The 19,920-nt window shown below is 59.6% G+C and carries 15 protein-coding genes; 8 read left to right on the forward strand and 7 right to left on the reverse strand.

Annotated elements, in window-relative coordinates:
* Positions 1-242: 242 nt before the first annotated feature.
* From SO156_RS16785 to SO156_RS16805, 5 genes are read right to left on the reverse strand one after another with little or no spacing between them, the layout of a single operon-like run.
* Positions 243-1,472: a Gfo/Idh/MocA family protein gene (locus tag SO156_RS16785; protein WP_498535570.1), complete on the reverse strand. Its 1,230-nt coding sequence runs from the start codon at positions 1,470-1,472 to the stop codon at positions 243-245.
* Between the two features lie 29 nt (positions 1,473-1,501).
* The gene (locus SO156_RS16790; RefSeq protein ID WP_458151280.1) at positions 1,502-3,112 is read right to left on the reverse strand and encodes an ABC transporter ATP-binding protein; all 1,611 of its coding nucleotides are present in this window, start codon (positions 3,110-3,112) and stop codon (positions 1,502-1,504) included.
* Between the two features lie 48 nt (positions 3,113-3,160).
* Complete coding sequence (gene ggt, locus SO156_RS16795; RefSeq protein WP_458151274.1) at positions 3,161-4,756, reverse strand: gamma-glutamyltransferase; 1,596 nt, start codon at positions 4,754-4,756, stop codon at positions 3,161-3,163.
* A complete protein-coding gene (locus SO156_RS16800; protein WP_498535571.1) occupies positions 4,753-5,334 on the reverse strand; it encodes a sugar phosphate isomerase family in 582 nt (193 codons plus the stop codon). Before SO156_RS16800 ends, ggt begins: the two co-directional genes overlap by 4 nt.
* Entirely contained in the window at positions 5,331-6,539 is a 1,209-nt protein-coding gene (locus SO156_RS16805; RefSeq protein ID WP_498535572.1) for an ROK family transcriptional regulator, read from the reverse strand. The genes SO156_RS16800 and SO156_RS16805 overlap by 4 nt, the downstream gene beginning before the upstream one ends.
* 226 nt (positions 6,540-6,765) lie before the next feature.
* Here SO156_RS16805 and SO156_RS16810 point away from each other — a divergent pair, with 226 nt between their 5' ends.
* The 7 genes from SO156_RS16810 (at position 6,766) to SO156_RS16840 (ending at position 14,781) form a co-directional block, all read left to right on the forward strand.
* Positions 6,766-8,277, forward strand: coding sequence for an ABC transporter substrate-binding protein (locus tag SO156_RS16810; protein WP_498535573.1), 1,512 nt, complete (start codon positions 6,766-6,768; stop codon positions 8,275-8,277).
* A 46-nt stretch (positions 8,278-8,323) separates the two neighbouring features.
* The gene (locus SO156_RS16815) at positions 8,324-9,265 is read left to right on the forward strand and encodes an ABC transporter permease (RefSeq protein ID WP_498535574.1); all 942 of its coding nucleotides are present in this window, start codon (positions 8,324-8,326) and stop codon (positions 9,263-9,265) included.
* A gap of 32 nt (positions 9,266-9,297) precedes the next feature.
* Positions 9,298-10,134, forward strand: coding sequence for an ABC transporter permease (locus SO156_RS16820; RefSeq protein WP_498535629.1), 837 nt, complete (start codon positions 9,298-9,300; stop codon positions 10,132-10,134).
* A gap of 423 nt (positions 10,135-10,557) precedes the next feature.
* Positions 10,558-11,484, forward strand: a complete 927-nt coding sequence (locus SO156_RS16825; RefSeq protein ID WP_458151269.1) for a LysR family transcriptional regulator — start codon at positions 10,558-10,560, stop codon at positions 11,482-11,484.
* 134 nt (positions 11,485-11,618) lie between these two features.
* On the forward strand, positions 11,619-12,053 hold the full coding sequence (locus SO156_RS16830; RefSeq protein WP_498535575.1) for an extracellular solute-binding protein: 435 nt from the start codon (positions 11,619-11,621) through the stop codon (positions 12,051-12,053).
* Between the two features lie 517 nt (positions 12,054-12,570).
* A complete protein-coding gene (locus SO156_RS16835; RefSeq protein ID WP_498535576.1) occupies positions 12,571-14,307 on the forward strand; it encodes an adenylate/guanylate cyclase domain-containing protein in 1,737 nt (578 codons plus the stop codon).
* A gap of 288 nt (positions 14,308-14,595) precedes the next feature.
* Entirely contained in the window at positions 14,596-14,781 is a 186-nt protein-coding gene (locus tag SO156_RS16840; protein WP_458151266.1) for a hypothetical protein, read from the forward strand.
* Between the two features lie 960 nt (positions 14,782-15,741).
* Here the strand turns inward: SO156_RS16840 and SO156_RS16845 are convergent.
* Positions 15,742-16,017 carry a YjiS-like domain-containing protein gene (locus SO156_RS16845; RefSeq protein ID WP_498535577.1) on the reverse strand — a complete coding sequence of 92 codons (276 nt, stop codon included), beginning with the start codon at positions 16,015-16,017 and terminating at the stop codon, positions 15,742-15,744.
* A gap of 950 nt (positions 16,018-16,967) precedes the next feature.
* Between SO156_RS16845 and SO156_RS16850 the strand changes: the two genes are divergently transcribed.
* A complete protein-coding gene (locus SO156_RS16850) occupies positions 16,968-18,806 on the forward strand; it encodes an enoyl-CoA hydratase-related protein (RefSeq protein WP_458151265.1) in 1,839 nt (612 codons plus the stop codon).
* A gap of 427 nt (positions 18,807-19,233) precedes the next feature.
* On the opposite strand, the gene SO156_RS16855 is transcribed toward SO156_RS16850, so the two are convergent.
* The gene (locus SO156_RS16855; RefSeq protein ID WP_498535578.1) at positions 19,234-19,758 is read right to left on the reverse strand and encodes a Cache 3/Cache 2 fusion domain-containing protein; all 525 of its coding nucleotides are present in this window, start codon (positions 19,756-19,758) and stop codon (positions 19,234-19,236) included.
* Positions 19,759-19,920 lie beyond the last annotated feature (162 nt).

Consider the following 19,920-nt stretch of genomic DNA (forward strand, 5'->3'; position numbering starts at 1 on the left):
CCTGAGCAAGTTCACAAACGCGGGGCTCGCTCGAGCCTGGAGGCCTTTCAAAAGATACGAATGCGCCTTCAGGAGCTGATCTCTATCTCCAGTGGAGTGTTAGGGATAACGGCTCCTGAGCTCGTCTACTTGCGTACAGTAAAGCTGCCCTAAATTCAGCTTTGAGCTGAACGGTGGCCCCGTCAGTTAAGCTGTATCACCGGCTCTCACTCATTCGACGCTAGCACGCTGGTGTCCTACCGTCACCGAGCCACTAGCGGCACGTAGTGTTCGAGCTCAGGATCCGGAAAATGCACGCTCCGACCGAGCTCCGCAGAGCGATAGAGGCCCATGAGCATTTCCATAACCCCGACTCCGTCATCGAAGGTCTCACTAGGGCTCGCACCGAGCCTAAATGCTTCGACCATATGACGGTTTTCGTCCGTATAACCGTAGATGCCAGCTTCGTCCTCGACCACCGGCATCAGGCCTTGTTCGGCATTCTGCTTCTCGACGAGATCCTCGCCTTCCGACCCGGTGAGCGTGCGCGACAGGAAGACCTTGAGCCCAGTCGAAAGTGACGAGAACTCCATTGAATACTCGGGGCCGAGCAACTCGAGCTGGATACGCAGGCCAGCGCCGACATAGGCCCAGGAAGTCGTCGCCTCGATCATCAATTGATGCCCATCGGCATCTTCCATCGTGAGGATGCCGCGCGCGAAATCCTCGACAGGACGCTTCGCAAAGTCGACGCCCATTCGCGTCTTGAGATCGGCGGCATAGCGAGGCCGCGTCCATTTGAGATTGGCCGTCGTGGCACTTGCGCTGATCAGGCGCAAGGACCCGCGCTTTGCACCGGGCGCGGTCAACATGAAGCGCGCGACTTCGACCGAATGGCACATCATGTCGGAAAGCACGCCGCCGCCCTGCTTTTCGCCTTGCCAGAACCACGGCTCGTGCGGCCCGGAATGCTCCTCTGTCGCACGAGCGAGATAAGGGCGACCGCTCCCGGGCACGGCCCGCCGCCAGATGATGTCCTTGCCGCGCATCACCGCAGTCGAAAATATCTGGTTCTCCAGATAACCGTGGAGTAAGCCGGCATCTTCGGCGAGCCTGCGCATTTCCCGCGCTTCAGCGAGGGTACGAGCCAACGGCTTTTCGCAGGCAACGGCCCGCAGAGGAGCTCCAGCCTTGGTCACACGGTGAATCTCGCGCATGATGTCGAGACGAGTGTCGTTCGGCGTCAGCAGCCAAAGCGCATCGACCTCGCCGGACATGGCCATCGCCTCGATGCTGCCGAACACAGGCGCCTGTCCAAGGCCAAGACTGCGCGCCTTGTCCGCAATACGCTCACGACGCTCAGCAGAGCGGCTGTACACGCCGCCGACGCTGACATTGCGGACGCCGAGCATGGACTGCAGATGGAACGCGGCGATAAAGCCACTACCGATGAGCCCGACACGCAGTATCGGAAGTTCGGTAAGCTTCTGCATATCAGACCTCTTTCAATGATGGCATGGGATCAGTTCGGCACTTTGGGTTGCCGCCCCGGAATCGCGGCCAGCAATGCCTGCGTATAAGGATGCTCCGGCCGATTGAGCAGGTCTGCGGTCGGTCTGATCTCGACGATTTCGCCAAGGCGCATGACGGCGATCCGATCACAGACCTGGGCCGCGACATTGAGATCGTGGGTGATGAACAGCACCGCCAGCCGCAGCTTCTCCTTCAGCGTCTCGAGCAGGGCGAGCACCTGCGCCTGGACCGAGACGTCGAGCGCCGATACAGGTTCGTCCGCGACTAATACCTCTGGGTCGAGCGCCAGCGCGCGCGCGATGCCGATTCGCTGGCGCTGCCCACCGGAAAATTCATGCGGAAAGCGGCGCGCTGCGGCCGGATCGAGCCCGACGAGGGCCAAAAGCTCCTCGGCCCGAGCGAAGGCCTGTGCTGCCGGAACCCCGTGCGCAATTGGACCGTCGGCGATGGTCCGTCCGACGCGGCGGCGCGGATTGAGCGAGGCAAACGGATCCTGGAAAATCATTTGTATGTGCTTGCGAGCGGCCCGCAGACGCGCTCCGCGAGCCTCGGAGAAATCAAGTTCGCCGATGCGGACCACCCCTGCATCGGCGTCGGTGAGACGCATCACCAAGCGTCCGATCGTGCTCTTGCCCGAGCCCGATTCTCCGACCAGGCCAAGCGTCTCGCCTCGCCGGATTTCGAAGCTCACGCCCTTGACGGCCGCGACCTCGGTCTGCACCCCGAACCACGCGCCACCTCGGTACGTCTTTGCAAGCCCGGTCGTGGCGCAGGCAATTGGCTCGTCCGTGACTTGCGCCCGAACTGGCGGAACCCCGCTGGGTATGGCCGCGAGCAGCCGACGTGTATAGGGATCCTTTGGGCGCCTTAAAACGTTTTCGACCGGCCCCTCTTCAACGACCCGCCCCTTCTCCATGACCGCGACGCGGTCTGCTATGTCGGCGACGACGCCGAAATCATGAGTGATGAAAAGCACCGCCATGCCGCGCCGCCGCTGGATGTCGCGGATGAGCCGAAGGATTTGCGCTTGTGTGGTGACGTCTAGCGCCGTTGTCGGCTCGTCTGCCACCAGAACGGACGGCTCGAGCGCCAGCGCCATTGCTATCATGGCGCGCTGACGTTGCCCGCCCGACAACTGATGCGGATAGCTGCGGATGATTCGGTCCAGATCGCGCAAGCCCACCTCCTCGAGGAGTGCGCGCACGCGCACCTGCCGTTCACGCGGCGTGAGCTGCTCGTGCGCCTCGAACGCTTCCATGATTTGATCACCGATCTTGATAACAGGATTGAGCGCAGTCATCGGCTCCTGGAAGACCATCGCAATACGCCGCCCGCGCAACGTCCGCCATTCTTTGGGCGCCAGCCTCAGCAAATCGCGCCCTTCGAACCGAATGGCCCCTGCGACTGGGCGGATGACTTGCGGCAGCAGGCCCATCGCGGCAGAGGCGCAGACCGATTTGCCCGAGCCGGACTCGCCGACAACACAGAGTATCTGTCGCGCGTGCAAGGCAAGGGAGACGTCTTGGACGGCGAAGCTACGATCAGCGCCGGCGGGGAGCGCCAGTGTCAGCTGTTCGATAGATAGGATCGGTTCGACCATGTCGTTCATTTTGTCCGATCCAACATTGCGATCCATCCTCGTTCCCGATCACGCCGCCAACGCGATGCCATCCTTGCGATGATCCGACGCCCCGAACATGACGCCCCGGGACACATCGATGTGTACGGCCTGACAGCCTCCCAAGGGTTCGTCGGCCCAGATCACACGATGGCCGCGACCGACTAAATCATCAGCGACCGAGGCGGGAACCGTGGGTTCGAGCGCCAGCGCACCGTCGAATGCAAAGCTGCGCGGTGCATCCGAGGACTGCTGAATGTCCCAACCGCGGTCGAGCATGCCGCTCAGGATCTGCATATGTCCTGTCGCCTGATATTGTCCGCCCATTACGCCAAAAGCCATGACCGGCTTGTCGCGCCTTGCCAATAGACCAGGAATAATAGTGTGGAATGGACGCTTTCGTGGCGCAATGGCATTGGGGTGCCCATCGACGAGCGCGAATCCCGAGCCTCGATTCTGCAATAGCACGCCCGAGCGAGGAGCGTAGATGCCGCTTCCGAAAGCAAAGAACAGCGAATTGATGAGAGACACCATGTTGCCGTCGCGATCGGCGACGGCAACGTAGGCTGTGTCACGATGAACGGGCATGTCGAAGTTGGTCGGTGCGCTCGCACACTCGCGCCTGATGCGGGAGCGTAAGGTCGCGACCGATCCCTCCGAGAGCAGTGCGTCGATATCGAACGGGCGGAAAGAGGGATCCGCGACGAGCGCATCGCGCTGACGGTAAGCCGCCTTGGTCGCCTCGGCAAGAAGATGGATGCGGTCCGCGTCGCCGAGCGCGGGATCGGCCATGTCGAAGCCGGCCAGGATTCGGGCGATCAACAGCGCTGCCACGCCTTGCCCGTTCGGCGGGCATTGCCAGATTTGGTGATCACGATAGTCGGCACTGATAGGCGTCACGTATTCCGACCGGGCACTCGCCAGATCCTCGAGCTCCATCAGTCCGCCCAGCGCCTTCAAAATTGAGACGATTTCTTCAGCAATGGCACCTTCGTAAAATGCGGCTCGTCCCTCACGAGCGATCCGACGCAACGTTGCGCCGAGGGCCGGATGGCTAAGCTTTGCGCCGACGACGGGCGCAGCGCCACCGGGCATATATATAGGCACACCGGTCTGATGCCGTTCGATGCGATTGGCATAGCGTGCCCAGTCCAGTGCAGCGCGCGGAGTCACCACGAAGCCTTTCTCGGCCGCGCGGATCGCCGGTGCCAAAATCTCGTCCAGACCTTTTGAAGCATAATCGGCGGAGAGTCGGCACCAGGCATCGACCGCCCCGGGAACTGTGACGGCATGGGGCGTGTCATCAGGAATCGACGCCAATTCCAATTGCCGGAACCAGCCCAGCTCTGCCTTCGCCGGCGCTCTGCCCGAACCATTGATGGCGACGGGTTTGCCTGAAGCGGGAGCATAAATCGCAAAACAGTCACCACCGATGCCGGTCATGTGCGGATCAATGACGCCCTGAAGGGCGATCGCAGCAATCGCGGCGTCGACGGCGTTGCCGCCGCTACGCAGGATTTCGACCGCAGCCAACGTGACTGCGGGGTGAGAGGCCGCGACCATGCCCCGGTCGCCGACCGCCAGAGAGCGTCCCGGCACCATGAAATCGCGCTGTCCCCAGCTCATGCCCTTCTCCGTTCGTTGGTTTGAGGCCGATTCACACGCGCGGCGGCCGCCGATTCATCGCAAAGGACATCGACGTTGTTGTGCAGCCGAAGTGCGGATGCGGGGCAAGCCGTCCCAATGGAGCCCTCGACCGCCGCCGCGACTGCGGCTGCCTTCTCCGGCCCTGCTGCAACCAGAGGGATCCTTCGCGCGTCCAGGATCGTCGCGATCCCCATTGTGATCGCCTCGGCGGCGACGTCGTTGGCCATGCCGTCAGGGATTCTGGCCCTTTCGGCCGGCATATCCACGTGCCGAAACAAATGCTCCTGCATGTAAGCATGGAAACTTCCCCGCGATTGCGGTGCGACGCCGACATATTCATCGAGGTTGAAGCTCGATGCCGCGTGGAATGAGATCAGGCCGGCGCGTGTCGCGGCGACAAGAAGGGCATTAAGCGGCGTCATTGTTGCGCCGGTCGCAAGACCAAGAGTAACCGGCTGTCGAGCGCGCAGCAGCTGGGCGACGACAATTGCGGCCGCGCGCTCCGCGACGGCATCCGCATTGCCGACAACCTCAATCCTCGGCGGATATTCTGTCATGCCGCAACATTTGCCGCCACCGCGGGAAGTGCTAGCGGGCCCGCGTCCCTGCCGATGCCAAACAGCGAGCGGTGCACGAGGTCTATCGCACTACCGACTGCGCCGATCAGCGTGGCGCGATTGCCGAGCGCGCTGAGCTCGATACGAACAGGCTCGCGCATGCATCGTCCGAGATACTCATCGATCCGCAGCTTCAACTCGGGCCGCGCGCCGATGCTACCACCCATAATGATGATTTCTGAATCGAGGATACTGTGCACGGCCAGAATCGCACTCGCAAGGATGCGACTGACCTCGTCGATTGTTATTCGTGCCGCCTCGTCGGTCTCGAGCCGATCGAAGACATCGCGCGCCGTGCCGCCTGGGACACCACCAAGTCCGAGATAGCGCTCGACAATCCCGACGCTGCCGATTGCGGTTTCCAGCGTGCCCAACCGGAGACCGCGCGTATCGTAGGGGTCGCCTCCAAGTGGCAGGTAAGCGATCTCGCCCGCCGCGCCACGCGCGCCGCGCACAAGATATCCGTCCGAAAAGATGCCCATGCCGATACCGGTGCCGACGGCGATGAAGGCGAAGCTGCGGGCGTTGCGGCTGTTGCCGCGCCAGTGCTCGCCGATCGCGGCAAGATTGACGTCGTTCTCGATCGCGACGTCGATGCCGAGTCGCTCGCGCAATGCAGCCCGCACATCCAGGCTATCCAGTCCGGGGATGTTTGGCGCGATGACGATGCTGCCCGAGGCCGGGTCAATGATGCCCGGACTCCCCATCACGCCACCACGCAAACGCTGCGCCGGTACAGATGCACGCTGGAGAAGAGACTCTTGCATGCGCCCGATCTGAGTGACCACGGCAGCGCCACCGTCGCCGGAGGTCGGTTCGATGCTCTCGGCGACGATCTCTCCCTGCAGATCGGCAAGCGCGACGTGCAGTTTCGTGCCGCCAAGGTCGACGCCCAGCACGAACGCAGCGTCGGGCCGCAGCGCGTAGGTGACTGCACTTCTGCCCACACTGCCCTGGATTTGCCCGTCCTCGCGCACCCAGCCGTCCCGTTCGAGATCGCGCATGACTTCGGAAATTGTCTGTTTGGACAGGCCTGTGCTGCGAGAGAGCTCGGCGCGCGAGACCGCACGATCACGCAGCAGGCGCTCGACGACTAGGCGCACGGATTGTTGTCGCGCGACGGGCGACGAGGGGGCGTCTTGCATATAAGCTCAATCCAATTCGTCAGCTTCTCGAACTAACGATCACGCACCCCTCACGTCAAGAGGGAATAGGAGCGGTCTTGCCGTCGTCAACGGGACATTTCGTACAACATTATTGCGTACCAAAGGCTAATTCGTTCGACATGTTTACAAATTGAGATTGGTGTGCTTGTCTCCTCCGTCGACAGCAGAGCCTCGATAGAGAAGCCTTGGAAGGAAGGAATTCCGTATGAAGCGGATGGGGACGGCATTGGCGGCAATTCTGATGATCGGATCGGGCCTTGTCTCGGCCAGCGCCGCAACACTGCGGGTCGGCATTCAGGACGATCCCGATGCGCTCGACCCGGCACTCAGCGGCACTTATTCCGGCCGGTTCGTGTTTGCGGCGCTGTGCGACAAGCTTGTCGATATCTCCCCCGACCTCAAGATCGCGCCACAGCTGGCAGAGGCGTGGGAGTGGGCCGCGGATGGCAAGTCGATCACCTTTACACTGCGCAAGAACGTCACGTTCCACGATGGCGCCACGTTTGATGCGGCGGCGGTCAAGTTCAACATCGAGCGCATGAAGACGATGCCGGATTCGAAGCGCAAGGCCGAACTGGCGCCGATCGTGAGCGTCGAGGCCCTTGCGGCCGACAAGGTCAAGTTCAATCTGTCGGAACCATTCGTGCCTCTACTTGCCAATCTCAGCGATCGTGCCGGCATGATGGTATCTCCGAAGGCCGCCACGGAGAAAGCCGGCGATTTTGCAACCGCGCCGGTCTGTGCGGGTCCGTATCAATTTGTCGAGCGCAAGTCGCGTGACCTCATTCGCCTCAAGAAGTATCCTGGCTACTGGAACGCTGGAGCGGTCGGCTACGACGAAGTCGTCTACTACTACGTGCCTGACTCAACCGTGCGATTGTCGCGGGTGCGAGCGGGCGATCTTGAGCTCGCGGAACGCGTCGCGCCCACTGATCTCAAGACCGTGCGCGACGATCCCAACCTCACTCTGCACTCCGGAAAGGGGCTTGCGGTTTCGCATCTGATGTTCAATGTCGGCGCAGGCGCGAAGGCCGATACACCACTCGGCAAGAACGCGACGCTACGGCAGGCCTTTGAGCTTGTGATCGATCGCAATGTCATCAATCGCGTTGCCTTCAACGGCGAGTTCCTGGCGGACAATCAGATGATACCCCCGTCATCTCCGTTCTACGATACAGCCCACAAGGCGCCGGCTCGCGACGTTGCCAAAGCCAAGGCATTGATTGCCGCAGCCGGAATGACCCGCGTCCCTGTCGAAATTCAGTACGAGAATACGGCCGGCGACTCCCGGGTCGCACAGATCATGCAGTCGATGGCGGCCGAGGCCGGCTTCGACGTGAAACTGCTGCCTATGGAAACGACCACCGCTATCGAGCGCTACATGAACGGCAATTTCGAAGCCTACATCGGCAACTGGAGCGGCCGTGCTGACCCGGACCCAACACTGGTCGCATTCTTCAGTTGCGCAGGCTCTCAGAACGTCAACAAATACTGCAACAAGGATCTCGATGCGATCCTGACTGAGGCGCGAGGCGAGGCCGACGAAGCCAAGCGCAAGGCTCTCTATGCGAAAGCGACTGACATTTACCTAACGGCGCTCTCGTCAATTCCCCTCTATCACCCCAACTGGTTCTTTGCTGCCCGCAAATCGGTCGGTGGGATCGTCATGGTACCGGACGGGCTCTTGCGCCTGGTGGGTGTCAAGCCAGTGAATTGATGCGCAACGTCTCGCGCCTTCCTCAGGTGAGGACCAATCTGCTCCAATGAAGACCCTGCTTCTGCGTCGCCTTGCCGTCCTACTACCGACCTTATTGCTCGTGTCGATGATGGTGTTCGGTTTGCAGAAGCTGCTACCCGGCGACCCGGCGCTGGCGCTGGCCGGGGAAGAGCGCAATCCCGAGGTCGTCGAATATCTTCGGCAGAAGTATCGCTTCAATGATCCGATTCCGGTGCAATATGCCATCTGGCTAAAAGCCCTGGCGCACGGCGATTTCGGCACTTCCGTCCGCACCCGACTGCCGATCGGCACCATGCTGGTGGAAAAACTGCCGGTGACCATTGAGCTCGCGATCCTGTCGATGCTGGTCGCGCTACTCGTCGGGGTGCCGATCGGGATCTTCGCAGCGCTGGGACGCGGGACGCCACTCGACTATGGTGCCAGTCTTTTCGGACTCGCTGGACTTTCCATTCCACATTTCTGGCTGGGGATCATGTTGATCCTTCTATTCTCGGTGAACCTCGGCTGGCTGCCGGCCGGAGGTTTTGTTCCGCCTTCTGAAAGTGTCGGCCGCAACCTGATTTCGATGCTTATGCCTGCTTTGGTGCTCGGCACGGGCACAGCGGCGATCATGATGCGCCATGTGCGCAGCGCGATGATCGAGGCGATGAAGCAGGACTATGTCCGCACCGCTCGCGCGAAAGGCGTCCGCGAAAGCACCATCGTGCTGCACCATGCACTGCCGAATGCGCTGATCCCGGTGGTCACGCTGGGCACGTTGCAATTTGGCGAGTTACTGGCCGGCGCGGTGTTGACCGAGCAGGTCTTTTCGATCCCCGGTTTCGGCAAAATGGTCGTCGATGGGGTGTTCAGCCGCGATTATGCTGTGGTTCAGGCCGTCGTTCTCTGTACGGCGGCAATATTTCTCCTGATGAGCCTGATTGCCGATGTGGCCTATGTGCTGCTTAATCCGAGGCTCAGATCGTGAGCACGATTGAGACAGCGCCGGTCTCCGCTCAGATGCGCGCAGGCAAGCGCTCGGAAATTCGTCGCTTGCTGCGCGAGCCGTCCGCCATGATCGGGGGCGCGATCATCCTGTTCTTCGTCGTGCTGGCGGTGTTCGCAACATGGATCTCGCCCTATGACCCGAATTCGCCGGACTGGATGGCGATTCGTGCTGCCCCGAATGCACAGCATTGGTTTGGCACGGATGACCTCGGCCGCGATGTGCTGTCTCGGGTGATTTTCGGAACACAGGCATCGCTCGCCGCAGGCATGGTTTCCGTGACTGTTGCGGTGCTGATCGGCCTTCCGTTCGGTCTCATTGCTGGCTATTTCGGTGGTGTCGCCGATATGGTGATCTCGCGCATTGCAGATGCTCTCCTCGCGTGCCCGTTTCTCGTGCTCGCGATTGCGCTGGCCGCATTCCTGGGTCCTAGCCTCCAGAATGCGATGATCGCAATCGGCGTTTCCGCGATTCCAGTTTTCGTCCGCGTTGCACGCGCCGAGACACTGGTTGTCCGCACCGAGGACTACATCGCGGCAGCTCGCGCTCAAGGGCTTGATAATTTCGCTATCCTGACCGGGCAGGTACTGCCGAATGTGCTCGCACCGACAATCGTCCAGGCGACCCTCACGATGGCGATTGCAGTCTTGGCCGAGGCGAGCCTCGCCTTTCTTGGTCTTGGTCAGTTGCCTCCGGCTCCCTCTTGGGGCGCCATGCTCGATGTAGCCAGGCAGTTCCTCAGCGAGGCGCCATGGATGGCATTCTGGCCTGGTCTCGCAATCATCGCTCTTGTAATCGGCTTCAACCTGATCGGTGATGGCCTGAATAGTGTACTTAATCCAAGGCAGTAGATTATCAACGCAACCGGGCGCCGCATCGGCTTCATGAACTCGCCCGCGAGCCGCCGCGATCAGCGAGGGGGGGCTACCACCCGCTCCCCATTTCCGGAGCTCGCTTGCAATAGCGGATACAGAATTTCTTGATCTTCCGGTGTACACACCCCACCTAACTATTTGAAACAATTTAACTCTCGCTCTCAGCCATTAAAGGAAGTTTGAGCTAGCTCCAGCCAAGAAGATCGAGGCTGATCAATCGGCGTCTGCTTTACGCCAATAACTACCCTTCTATGGGGTCCTGCCGTGCATCGGCTATAACGCCTGCCGCCTTGGTGCAGAAGCTAGATCCCCACTGGTGTAAGCAAGCGAGAGCGAACTTAGCGAGCGCATGCCACCTGGTTGTTAGCTACGACAAGATCTCCCTCAGCGTGAGCAGCAATGGACCTCCGACAGCTCGAATATTTTCTCCGAGTCGCGCAACGCAAGAACATCTCGCTTGCCGCAGCCGATCTCAATATTGCACAGCCCACTCTAACCAAGAGCATCAAGTTGCTCGAGGAGCAGCTCGGCGTCAAATTGTTCGAGCGCTTGCCACGCGGCGTGGCACTAACGTCGTTCGGGACCACGCTGCTGCGCCACGCCGAGGCTGTGCATGTCCAGATGAAGGATGCCGGTCACGAGATTGCCGCGCAGCGTTCCGGCGCCATCGGGACCGTCGTGATCGGTGCCGGCCCGACGTGGCTTCGACGATATCTTCCGGCGGCGCTCGCGCGCACGATCTCGGCCCATCCGTCGATCCGCGTCCGCGTCGAGGCCGGTTTCGACGAGTCGCTGCTCCGTGCGCTGAGGCAAGCCGAACTCGACTTCGTCGTCGCCGAAATTCCCTCGCCCGAGGACCGGCGGGAATTCGAAACCCTGACGCTGACATCCGATCGGCTCGGCGTCTGTTGCCGCCGCGGTCATCCGCTGACCCAACGCCGGCGGGTCAAAATGAGCGATCTGTTGCAATATCCCTGGATCAAGCCACCGCATGCGACGCGCGCCCATCGGCGGCTCGACTCGCTGTTCATCGCCAATGATCTGCCGCCGCCGAAAAGTATGCTCGAGAGCGGATCGGTCGCGCTTCAACTCAACGTCCTCCGGCAGTCCGACGCGCTCGCCACCACAGTGTCCAAAACGCTCCAGACCCCGGAGGGCGACGGCCTCGTCATGCTCAATGTTCCCGAGCTTGCGCTGACGCGCGACGCCGGGGTGATCACACGCAAGGACGCTTGGGTGTCGCCGGCGGCCGCGGGGATCATCAACGCGCTGAAGGCGATTTGCGCAGCGGAGACCGCAAGCCGAGAGGCCAAAGCCAAGGCATAGCTTTTGGCTATGTCTGCGGTACAACAATCTCTTTGTAAGAATACCAGAATCCTGTTTTGCTTGGGGTTCGAAAGAGCCGGAAACGGCCGAGCGGGCGGGAGGATGAGATGCTGGGAAAAAACGGGAGGCGCGGCTTGACGCGCCGTCAAATCGTTGGTGCAGGTGGCGCGGTCGCGCTCGGGCTCACCGCCTCGTGGCGATACGCGGCGGCAGCTAAGGTCGCGCCGATGACCATCGTGATCAACCAGTCGCCCTGGTTCGACAGCTTCCGCAAGATGGTCGAGTTGTACGAGAAGGAGACCGGCAACCAGGTCGAGCTCGACGTCAACCCCTTCGCGGGATCGCTGGAGAAGCAGCGCAACTCCGTCCGTGCGGCGAACGGCCAGTACGATCTCCTGATCATGAACAGCGGCTGGGTCGCGGAGATGTATTTCGGCGGCTTCGTCGAGCCGATCACCGAGATCGATCCATCCTTCAAGCTCGATCCCGACGTCGTACTATTACTCGCAGTGGTCCTATTGCACTTACCGAGATTGCAAAACGAAATTGTACATGCCGGACCAATTTAAAGTTTGGAACGACAACCCGCGAGGGCGGAGGCTCAGGCATATGCAGCAGCGCCGGCAAAGTAAGGCTAACTTCGGCAGGATCCCATAACGGTGAGCAGGAGTCTTGGTCTGCTGGAAGGACACGCGGGACTTCACCGCGGTCACTACGCGGGCCGAAACCGGACTGATGGGTGGCGCCAATGGTTGTCCGCTGCCGCCGATCGCCTTGTCCGCAAACCAGTAAGGCTAAGCGGCCGGACTGGGTATTCCAATGGGGGCCGCCGCTCCACGCGATTGTCGGTCACAACGGCCCCCCAAGATCGCGAGATGCCGTCCCCTGTATCAAAGCACAGGGTGTTTCTGTTGGGCGAGGGTCAGATCAGGGTCGTTCGCATCGATATTGCCAGGTCCGCGTTCTCATCCGCTATCGACATACCGGCCGTTAACGCTTGCTCCCCGGACGTCCATCCAAGCAACTGGTAGAAATTCGAACCTTGTGCTTTGATAGGCCGTTGCAGGTTGCTGTCGGGGGAACTTCGTGACCAGCGAACGCGTGGAACGGCGGCTAGCGGCTATCCTGGCGGCCGATGTCGTGGGCTATAGTCGTTTGATGAGCGCGGATGAGCTCGGCACATTCGAAAGGATTCGAGCGCATCGCAAGGAATTGTTTGAGCCAGAAATCGCAAGACACCACGGGCGCATTTTCAAGTTAATGGGCGATGGACTCCTCGCTGAGTTCGGCAGCGTCGTAGATGCCGTAAGTTGCGCGGTTGAGCTGCAGCGATCCATGCTCAAGCGTAACAGCGGCCTTTCGGATGAGCGCCGCATCGATGTGCGCATCGGGATTAATCTTGGTGACGTGATTGTTGAGGATGGCGATCGGCACGGCGATACAATCAATCTGACTGCACGCCTCGAACAACTCGCTCCGCCCAACGGCGTCTGCGTCTCAGACAAAGTGAGAACTGAAGTCGATGGCAAGGTCAACATTCAGTTCGAGAATGGCGGGGTACAGCGACTGAAAAACATTTCGCGAGCAACCACGGTTTTCCATTGGCGTCCGGAGGGAGCGCCGCCGTTGGTAACCACAAAGGCTGGCGTGCAAGGGATTCGGGACACTGCGCCAGCAACAGCCGGAGCGAAACCTTCACTGGCCCTCTCCCCGTTTGAAGTGTTGGGCGGTGACACGCAAGCTCTTCCGCTAGCGGGAGGTCTGAACGAAGCAGTGGCGTCATCGCTTGCGAATCTTACCGGCATATCGCTGGTTACCGGGATCAATGAAACCGACTATCACGCCATTGGCAGCGTTCAGACCTCTGGCTCTCGTTTTCGAGTCACCATGAAACTTCTCGATCATCGGTGGAAAAAACAATTTTGGTCGGAGCATTTTGATGGAGATGTAGCGACCACATTCGACGCCTTGGATGATTTGGCTTTTCGTATCTGCTCAGCGCTGCGCTACGAGATCTATGAAAGAGAGACAGAACGCTCACGCCTGCGCTCGCTTGAGGAGCAGACCAATGAGGAGTTGATGGGTCAGGCGGGACATATATTGTTGAATTCGAGACGGGTTGATTACGAGCGATCTGTCACACTTATCGATCTTGTGGTGAAAAGAGATCCGAACAACTTCATGGCGCTCGCAATCCGGGCTTGGGGAGCCATGGTTGAGGTGGTTTGTGGGTATCGGGAGGTCTCGCCAGCCGACGAGACGATTGCGCTACAGTTCGCGCGCAACGCGACCGACCTCAACGGACGTAGCGATTTTGCGCATCTTGTCTATGGTTTGAACCTTCTCTATCTCAAGCGCGATCTCGAGGCGGCGGCTCGCCAGGCAAAGCGCTGTCTCGAGCTGAACCCCAACTACGCGTTGGCGATCGATCTTCTCGGCATGACGAAGATGTATGCGGGCGATGCGGAGGCCGGACTGCGCGAATGTAAGCGCGCCTTGGAAGCCAATCCTCGGTTCCCGGCGAACAATTGGTTCATGGACAACATGTCGATCGGGAATTTCCTTCGCGAGGACTATCTAGCTGCCGTCGAATGGGCTCGTCGTTCCGATCAGATCCACGGTGACATTCCAAGGTGTCTGTTGCTGCTGATTACCTGTTGTACCCACGCAGGAGCCGTCGCGGAAGCAGCCCGTGAAGCGGACCGTCTTATGCAAGCCTGCCCTGATTTCCGTATGCGCAATCTAAGACGCTGGCCATTTCTTAGAGAGCGGGACTGGGCTCGGTTTACGGACGGTCTCGTGCAAGCCCAGCTACCCTATTAGTCCAATTGGCAGTAGTCGGTCGTTCTCCCCCGCGAATAACTCAGTGTGAGCAAATCTAGTAAGCTATCGTGTTCGGCGTCGATGGCATCTCAGATTTTCACGCGCTGCACTCGCGCAGCCGCCCGTGACGTGCGCACGAGACCAGGACGCGTGAACGCGTTGAAGCAGAAAGTCGCCCGCGTTGCACATTTACAACCCATACAGCCATTCCAGATACTAAGCTGGGGTCGATCGAAACGACCGAAACATATTTCTTATTTTACTTCAAAATGATCGGGGGGCTAAAACATGTACGATGTCTATCGCAATCACAAATGCGACCTGCTCGTTGTAAGCAAAGGCTCTGCGATCCCCATGATCAGTTCTCGGATTAAGTGGCGCAAGAGCAGAAGAAGAGTTTTCAGGGTTAGCGACGAGATCAAGTCAGCCGTTCAGAGAGACGGCTATTACGTTCGCACCTTGCGCGACCAGTAGGCAGCGGATGCTCGATCGGCTGGTGTTACTGGCGTGCAACGCTGGGCCTCTTCCCGGTGGGTCAACCGCTACACCGGCAACCTTGCAGCCCTTGCCCGGCGTCTTCGTTGACTATCCAGCTCCGGTGATCCGTAATACCGAAGCAGAGATGATGCTGATGCGCTCGGCATGCTCCGCTGCGCGCAGGCCTGCATTTGCATGGGCAAGTAACTCGGCTTTAAACGTATCGCCGGCTAGTGCAAATCGGTCAGAATATCTACATCGAGGTGAACATGCGTTTTCGCTTTACCTTTTTTGCAGCTGCGTATTTTGCGTTTGGTACAGCCGATGCATCTGCTTTTTTCGATGAGCTTCCGCTGGTGCGGCGCCGGTCCTTCACCTGTCATCGCGCTTTCAGGCGTACCAAAGGGAACGACATCGCTTCAATTCCATATGGATGATCTCGACTATTCGAGCGGCAAGCATGGCGGCGGGGTCGTACCTTATACGGGTCAGAAGAGCGTCCCGTGCAAGGCTTGCAGACATATCAGCCGCCGGCTCCGCCCAGCGGTAGCCAGCGTTACCAGATGAGCGTCACAGCCTTTGGCTCGAGCAACGCAAATCTCGGAACAGCTACTTCACTAGAAGATTCCCTGAGTAGTCGCTCAAGATGTCTGGACGCGCGCGCCGTGGGATGAGGCGAAAGGCGCTGCAGCGCCGCTTTCGTACGATATGCTCAACATGGCAGGATAGAGGCCGCCAACTGAGGCGACCTTGAAACAGCGGGCCCGGCGTGCCTAAGAGACCGGGCCCATAAACCTCAGCAGCGAGCATCGCTATTGACTGCGGTAATGGGAGTTCCGCGGGGAAACACAAAGAGCAGCGATGTTCAGGATCCGCACAAAAGCTCGCGGCCTGAAAACCACCGCCGTCTCTGAGGGCGCCGGGGTCATCCTGTGCCGACTCAAAGCCGGTTCCGAGTCATGTCCGCCTAGCTAGCTTTTGAAGCCGCGCTCGATCCTTTGCGGCATCGGCCAAACCACCGGCGATCTGAGAGCGAGAGAGCCCCATATCCCTCAGCTCTCGGTCCGAAAGACTCCGCAGAATGGTCCGGGCTGTTTGGCGTTCGCGCTGCGCGATAATGGCAGCGACAAAGTTATTGACGATCCGAAAAATGCCGCGCGTGAGAAGTCTTATTGACCTCCGAACCATATACGGGGTCGCGGATAGATCGGTAGTATTGCTTAGCATGCTCATGGTGACCCATCACTCGAAGAGGTTAGGTCCCCCTTTTCTCCGCTCGCATCCTGCAACCGGCACGCCTCCAAGGCTTTTAGATAGGAATGAGTTTTCCTTTAGATGGGCCTGAGAGCAATCAACTAAACGTGCAAATATCGTGAATAGCTCACGGTCGGCGATCGCGACGGCAAGGGCCCTAATGAAACGCTTCGCAGACCGCGGTGCACGCCGTTGGAAAAGGGAATCACACTGGCGAAAACAAGATTCAACTTGAGTTTCTTGTTTGACCCTGCCGGCGATGAAGCCGGGCACGGGGTACCGCTGCCAATGAACTGATCGAAAGCGCATTGCGAGAACTCACCGGACAGCTTTGCGGGGCGCGTTCCAGGGCCGGGCGATGCTCGATACGCGGTTGCAACGGCGAAGCCGGTCGGCTGCATGCCGCGCGCTGTGGTTCATTGCCGTACATTGCAGGACATTCGATTGGCAATCGCAGCCGCTCGTTCTGCAGACCTTTCGCTGACGGTACGTGGCGGGTGGGCACGATTGGGCCGGTCGCGCCCTGTGCGACGGGCTAGTGCTCGATCTCGGCGGCTTGAGGAAAAGTGGTCGTCAGCCCAGACCGGCGCAGCGCACGAATCTCAGGAGGGGCTCGTGGCCTCGGACATCCTGGCGCCGACTGATCCGCTTGGTCTGGCGGCCGTGACAGCAGCGCGGGCGCCATGGCAGGACTCACATTGGGCGGTGGCTATGGGCCGTTGATCGGCCGCCACTCGGAGGCGCCCGACCGGATGCGTCCGAGGCTGCGCAGCGGTTTCCCCACGGCTGATCGAGCTGGAACATTCGGGACCGTGAACTTCCTCACATTGCGCTCGAAGCATTTGTTGTGAAGTAACCAAGAGGGCCGGGTCGCTTTCGGCACTAATTAATTGGCGAACAGGAGACGGCTCGACGCCTAAGCTGGACCGATGAAAATACTTTTTCTCACCACAGCGCATAACAGTCTCAGCCAGAGACTATCTATCGAATTGACTGAGCTCGGACATATTGTCGATGTCGCACTCGCCATCAGCGAATCGGCGATGCTTGACGCCGTCGGGCAACACGCGCCGGACCTCATCATCGCGCCTATGCTGAAACGAAAGATTCCCGAGGCCATTTGGTCCAAACACGTCTGTTTGATCGTGCATCCTGGCGTGAAAGGCGACCGCGGCGCGTCCTCACTGGATTGGGCAATCATGACGGGACAGACGATGTGGGGCGTGACAGTCCTGCAGGCGACGGCGGAAATGGATGCAGGCGCGATTTGGGCTTCGCGCAACTTTGCGCTCTCCGGCTCCTCGATTGCCAAAAGCAGCGTGTACCGCCGGCAGGTCACCAAAGCGGCCGTGCGGGCAGTCCTGGAGGCTGTTGAAAAATTCCAGTTGCGACAGTTCAGGCCCGAACCGCTTGACTATAGTAGCGCAGATGTAATCGGTTGCTGGCGGCCGACAATGCGCCAAAGTGATCGCGCGATTGACTGGAGCCGGAATTCGACGATGGAGATCGTCGTAAAAATAAGCGCCGCGGACAGCACCCCCGGGGTGCTCGATACGCTGCTTGGAAAAACGTGCTTTCTTTATGGCGCTCATGTTGAAGATCGTCTCAAAGGTCCGACGGGCAAGATTATCGCGCGACGCGACGGAGCAATCTGCATCGGCACGATCGACGGCGCCGTATGGATTTCACATCTCAAAGCGAAGGGTGAAGACGCGCCCCAGAAGGCAGAGTGCCGTGCTGTACATTCGAATTTCGAGCGTCGATCATGTAATTCGCCTCTTTGCTCCTTATCTGGGATTAAGTTGCCAGCGACGCAGGTGTTGGGCTCGCTGTTGCGTGGGGTGCCCGAAGCTCCACTTGCGATCAACCTGCCCACCGACCACCACACATTCCGCGAGATCGTGTATGAAGAAGAGTGTAATGTGGGCTACCTCTCCTTTGACTTCTACAATGGCGCGATGAGCACTGCCCAGTGCTATAGATTACGCGACGCGTTTCTCTTCGCGCGTTCGCGGCCGACGAAAGTCATCGTATTGCTCGGCGGCGCCGATTTCTGGTCGAACGGCATCCATCTCAACGTCATTGAGGCGAGCAATGACCCGGCCAAGGAATCCTGGCGCAACATAAACGCGATCGACGATCTGGTCCTCGAGATTCTCAATACCATGTCCCATCTCGTCATCGCCGGATTGCGCGGCAATGCTGGTGCTGGTGGCGCTATGCTGGCGCTAGCGGCGGATCGCATCTATTCGGCCTCGGGAGTCGTCCTCAACCCGCATTACCGAGGTATGGGCGAGCTTTATGGATCGGAATATTGGACATACCTGCTGCCAAAGAGAGTGGGGCAAGCGCGGGCTCTGAAGCTGACGCAAGCTTGTGAACCAATCGGAGCGCGGGCGGCGCGCGATATCGGTTTCCTCGACGAGGTATTCGGCGAAGACGCGCGAAGCTTTGAAGCAGAGATAAGAGACCGCGCCAGGCTGCTTGCCGCAAACCCGGAATTTCGCGCTCTCCTCCGAAAAAAGCATGAGGGACGTATGGAAGACGAAAGTATCAAGCCGCTGGCGAACTATCGTGCAGAAGAGTTGGAGCGCATGACGGTCAATTTCTTCGGAGCCAATCCCTCATATCACGAAGCCCGGCGCCGCTTCGTCTTCAAAGAAACTCCGCCGAAGGCTGCGTCTGTTCCGACCGCAGCGACGACGAGAGCGCGAGTTTCAGTTCTTTTCGGGCACACAGTCCGCGTGGGGGCCTTGCTTCAAGCTTAGTCGAAATGGGCTGAAGCGAATTCCTCGTGGCCCATGGATGAAATCGCACAGCCGGGCTTGCGCAGTCTCTTTGGAGAATTGGTCATGCCCCCAGCAGCAGCGTTTGGCGCTCGATGTCTGCTTTTCCTCGAAAGCGACCCACTCACCGCGTGGCAACCAAATGACGTGATGGGCCAGATACGGACTCATGCGCCGCAGCAAACCGCATCTCTATTCGATCGCCTCGCTGGCGCGGACGAGTAACGAGGGCGGCACGGTGAGACCGAGCGCCTTCGCCACGATTTACCCAGGAGGTCGAACTTCGTCGGCTGCTCGACCGGAAGATCGGCGGGCTTCGCCCCCACAAAAAATCTTGTCGATTAGGTCGCCGGCGCGCCGCCGAAGTCGATGAAGGCCACCGTGCCGACGCGGGTCGAGAATTCGATTCCTATTTTTCGTAGCCGACGTACCAGATGCCGATTACCTTGCCCGATGCGTCCTTGATCGGGTCATAACCGGTCACGTACGGTTTGCCGAGGATGTCGACTTCGCCGTAGAAAGCCTCACCTTTGTTGACATTCACTATCGCTTTTCCCTTAGGGTCCAGGATGGTCCCAAGCGCGCGGCCCTGTACGCTACCGGGCACGTTGGTGGATACGCGGACATAATCATCACCAGACTTTACGAAAAGCGTAGCCGTGCCGCCGGCCTCAGCCTTGACCTTGTCGACAATCGTGAAGTCGTTGTTCACCTTGGTTGAGCCAAAATACAGGCCCGGGGTCGTCTTGTCGGCTGTCTTATCGGTTCCCTCGGCCTTGGGCGCGCCCAATTTCGCCGTCTCGGCCTTCAATATCGTCATGGCCTTCGCGACTTTTGGGTCCGTTTGCGCGTTCCCGGGACTCGTCATGAGCGTGGACGTTGCGACGAAGCAACCAGCGGTCAGGAGACCAACAAGAAAGCTCTTGCGATTCATGTGAGTGGACTCCTCTATGAGAGACCTTATGAATATCACAGTCTGCGAAGGGCAATTTTGATGCAAATCAACGGGACCGAAGCGTCGGGCCAAGCTTGGCGCGACGGCTCCCCAAAATGCATGGCAGCGATGGAGCCACGGGCAATTAATGACCGCTCCGGG

Source organism: Bradyrhizobium sp. UFLA05-125, assembly GCF_059803515.1.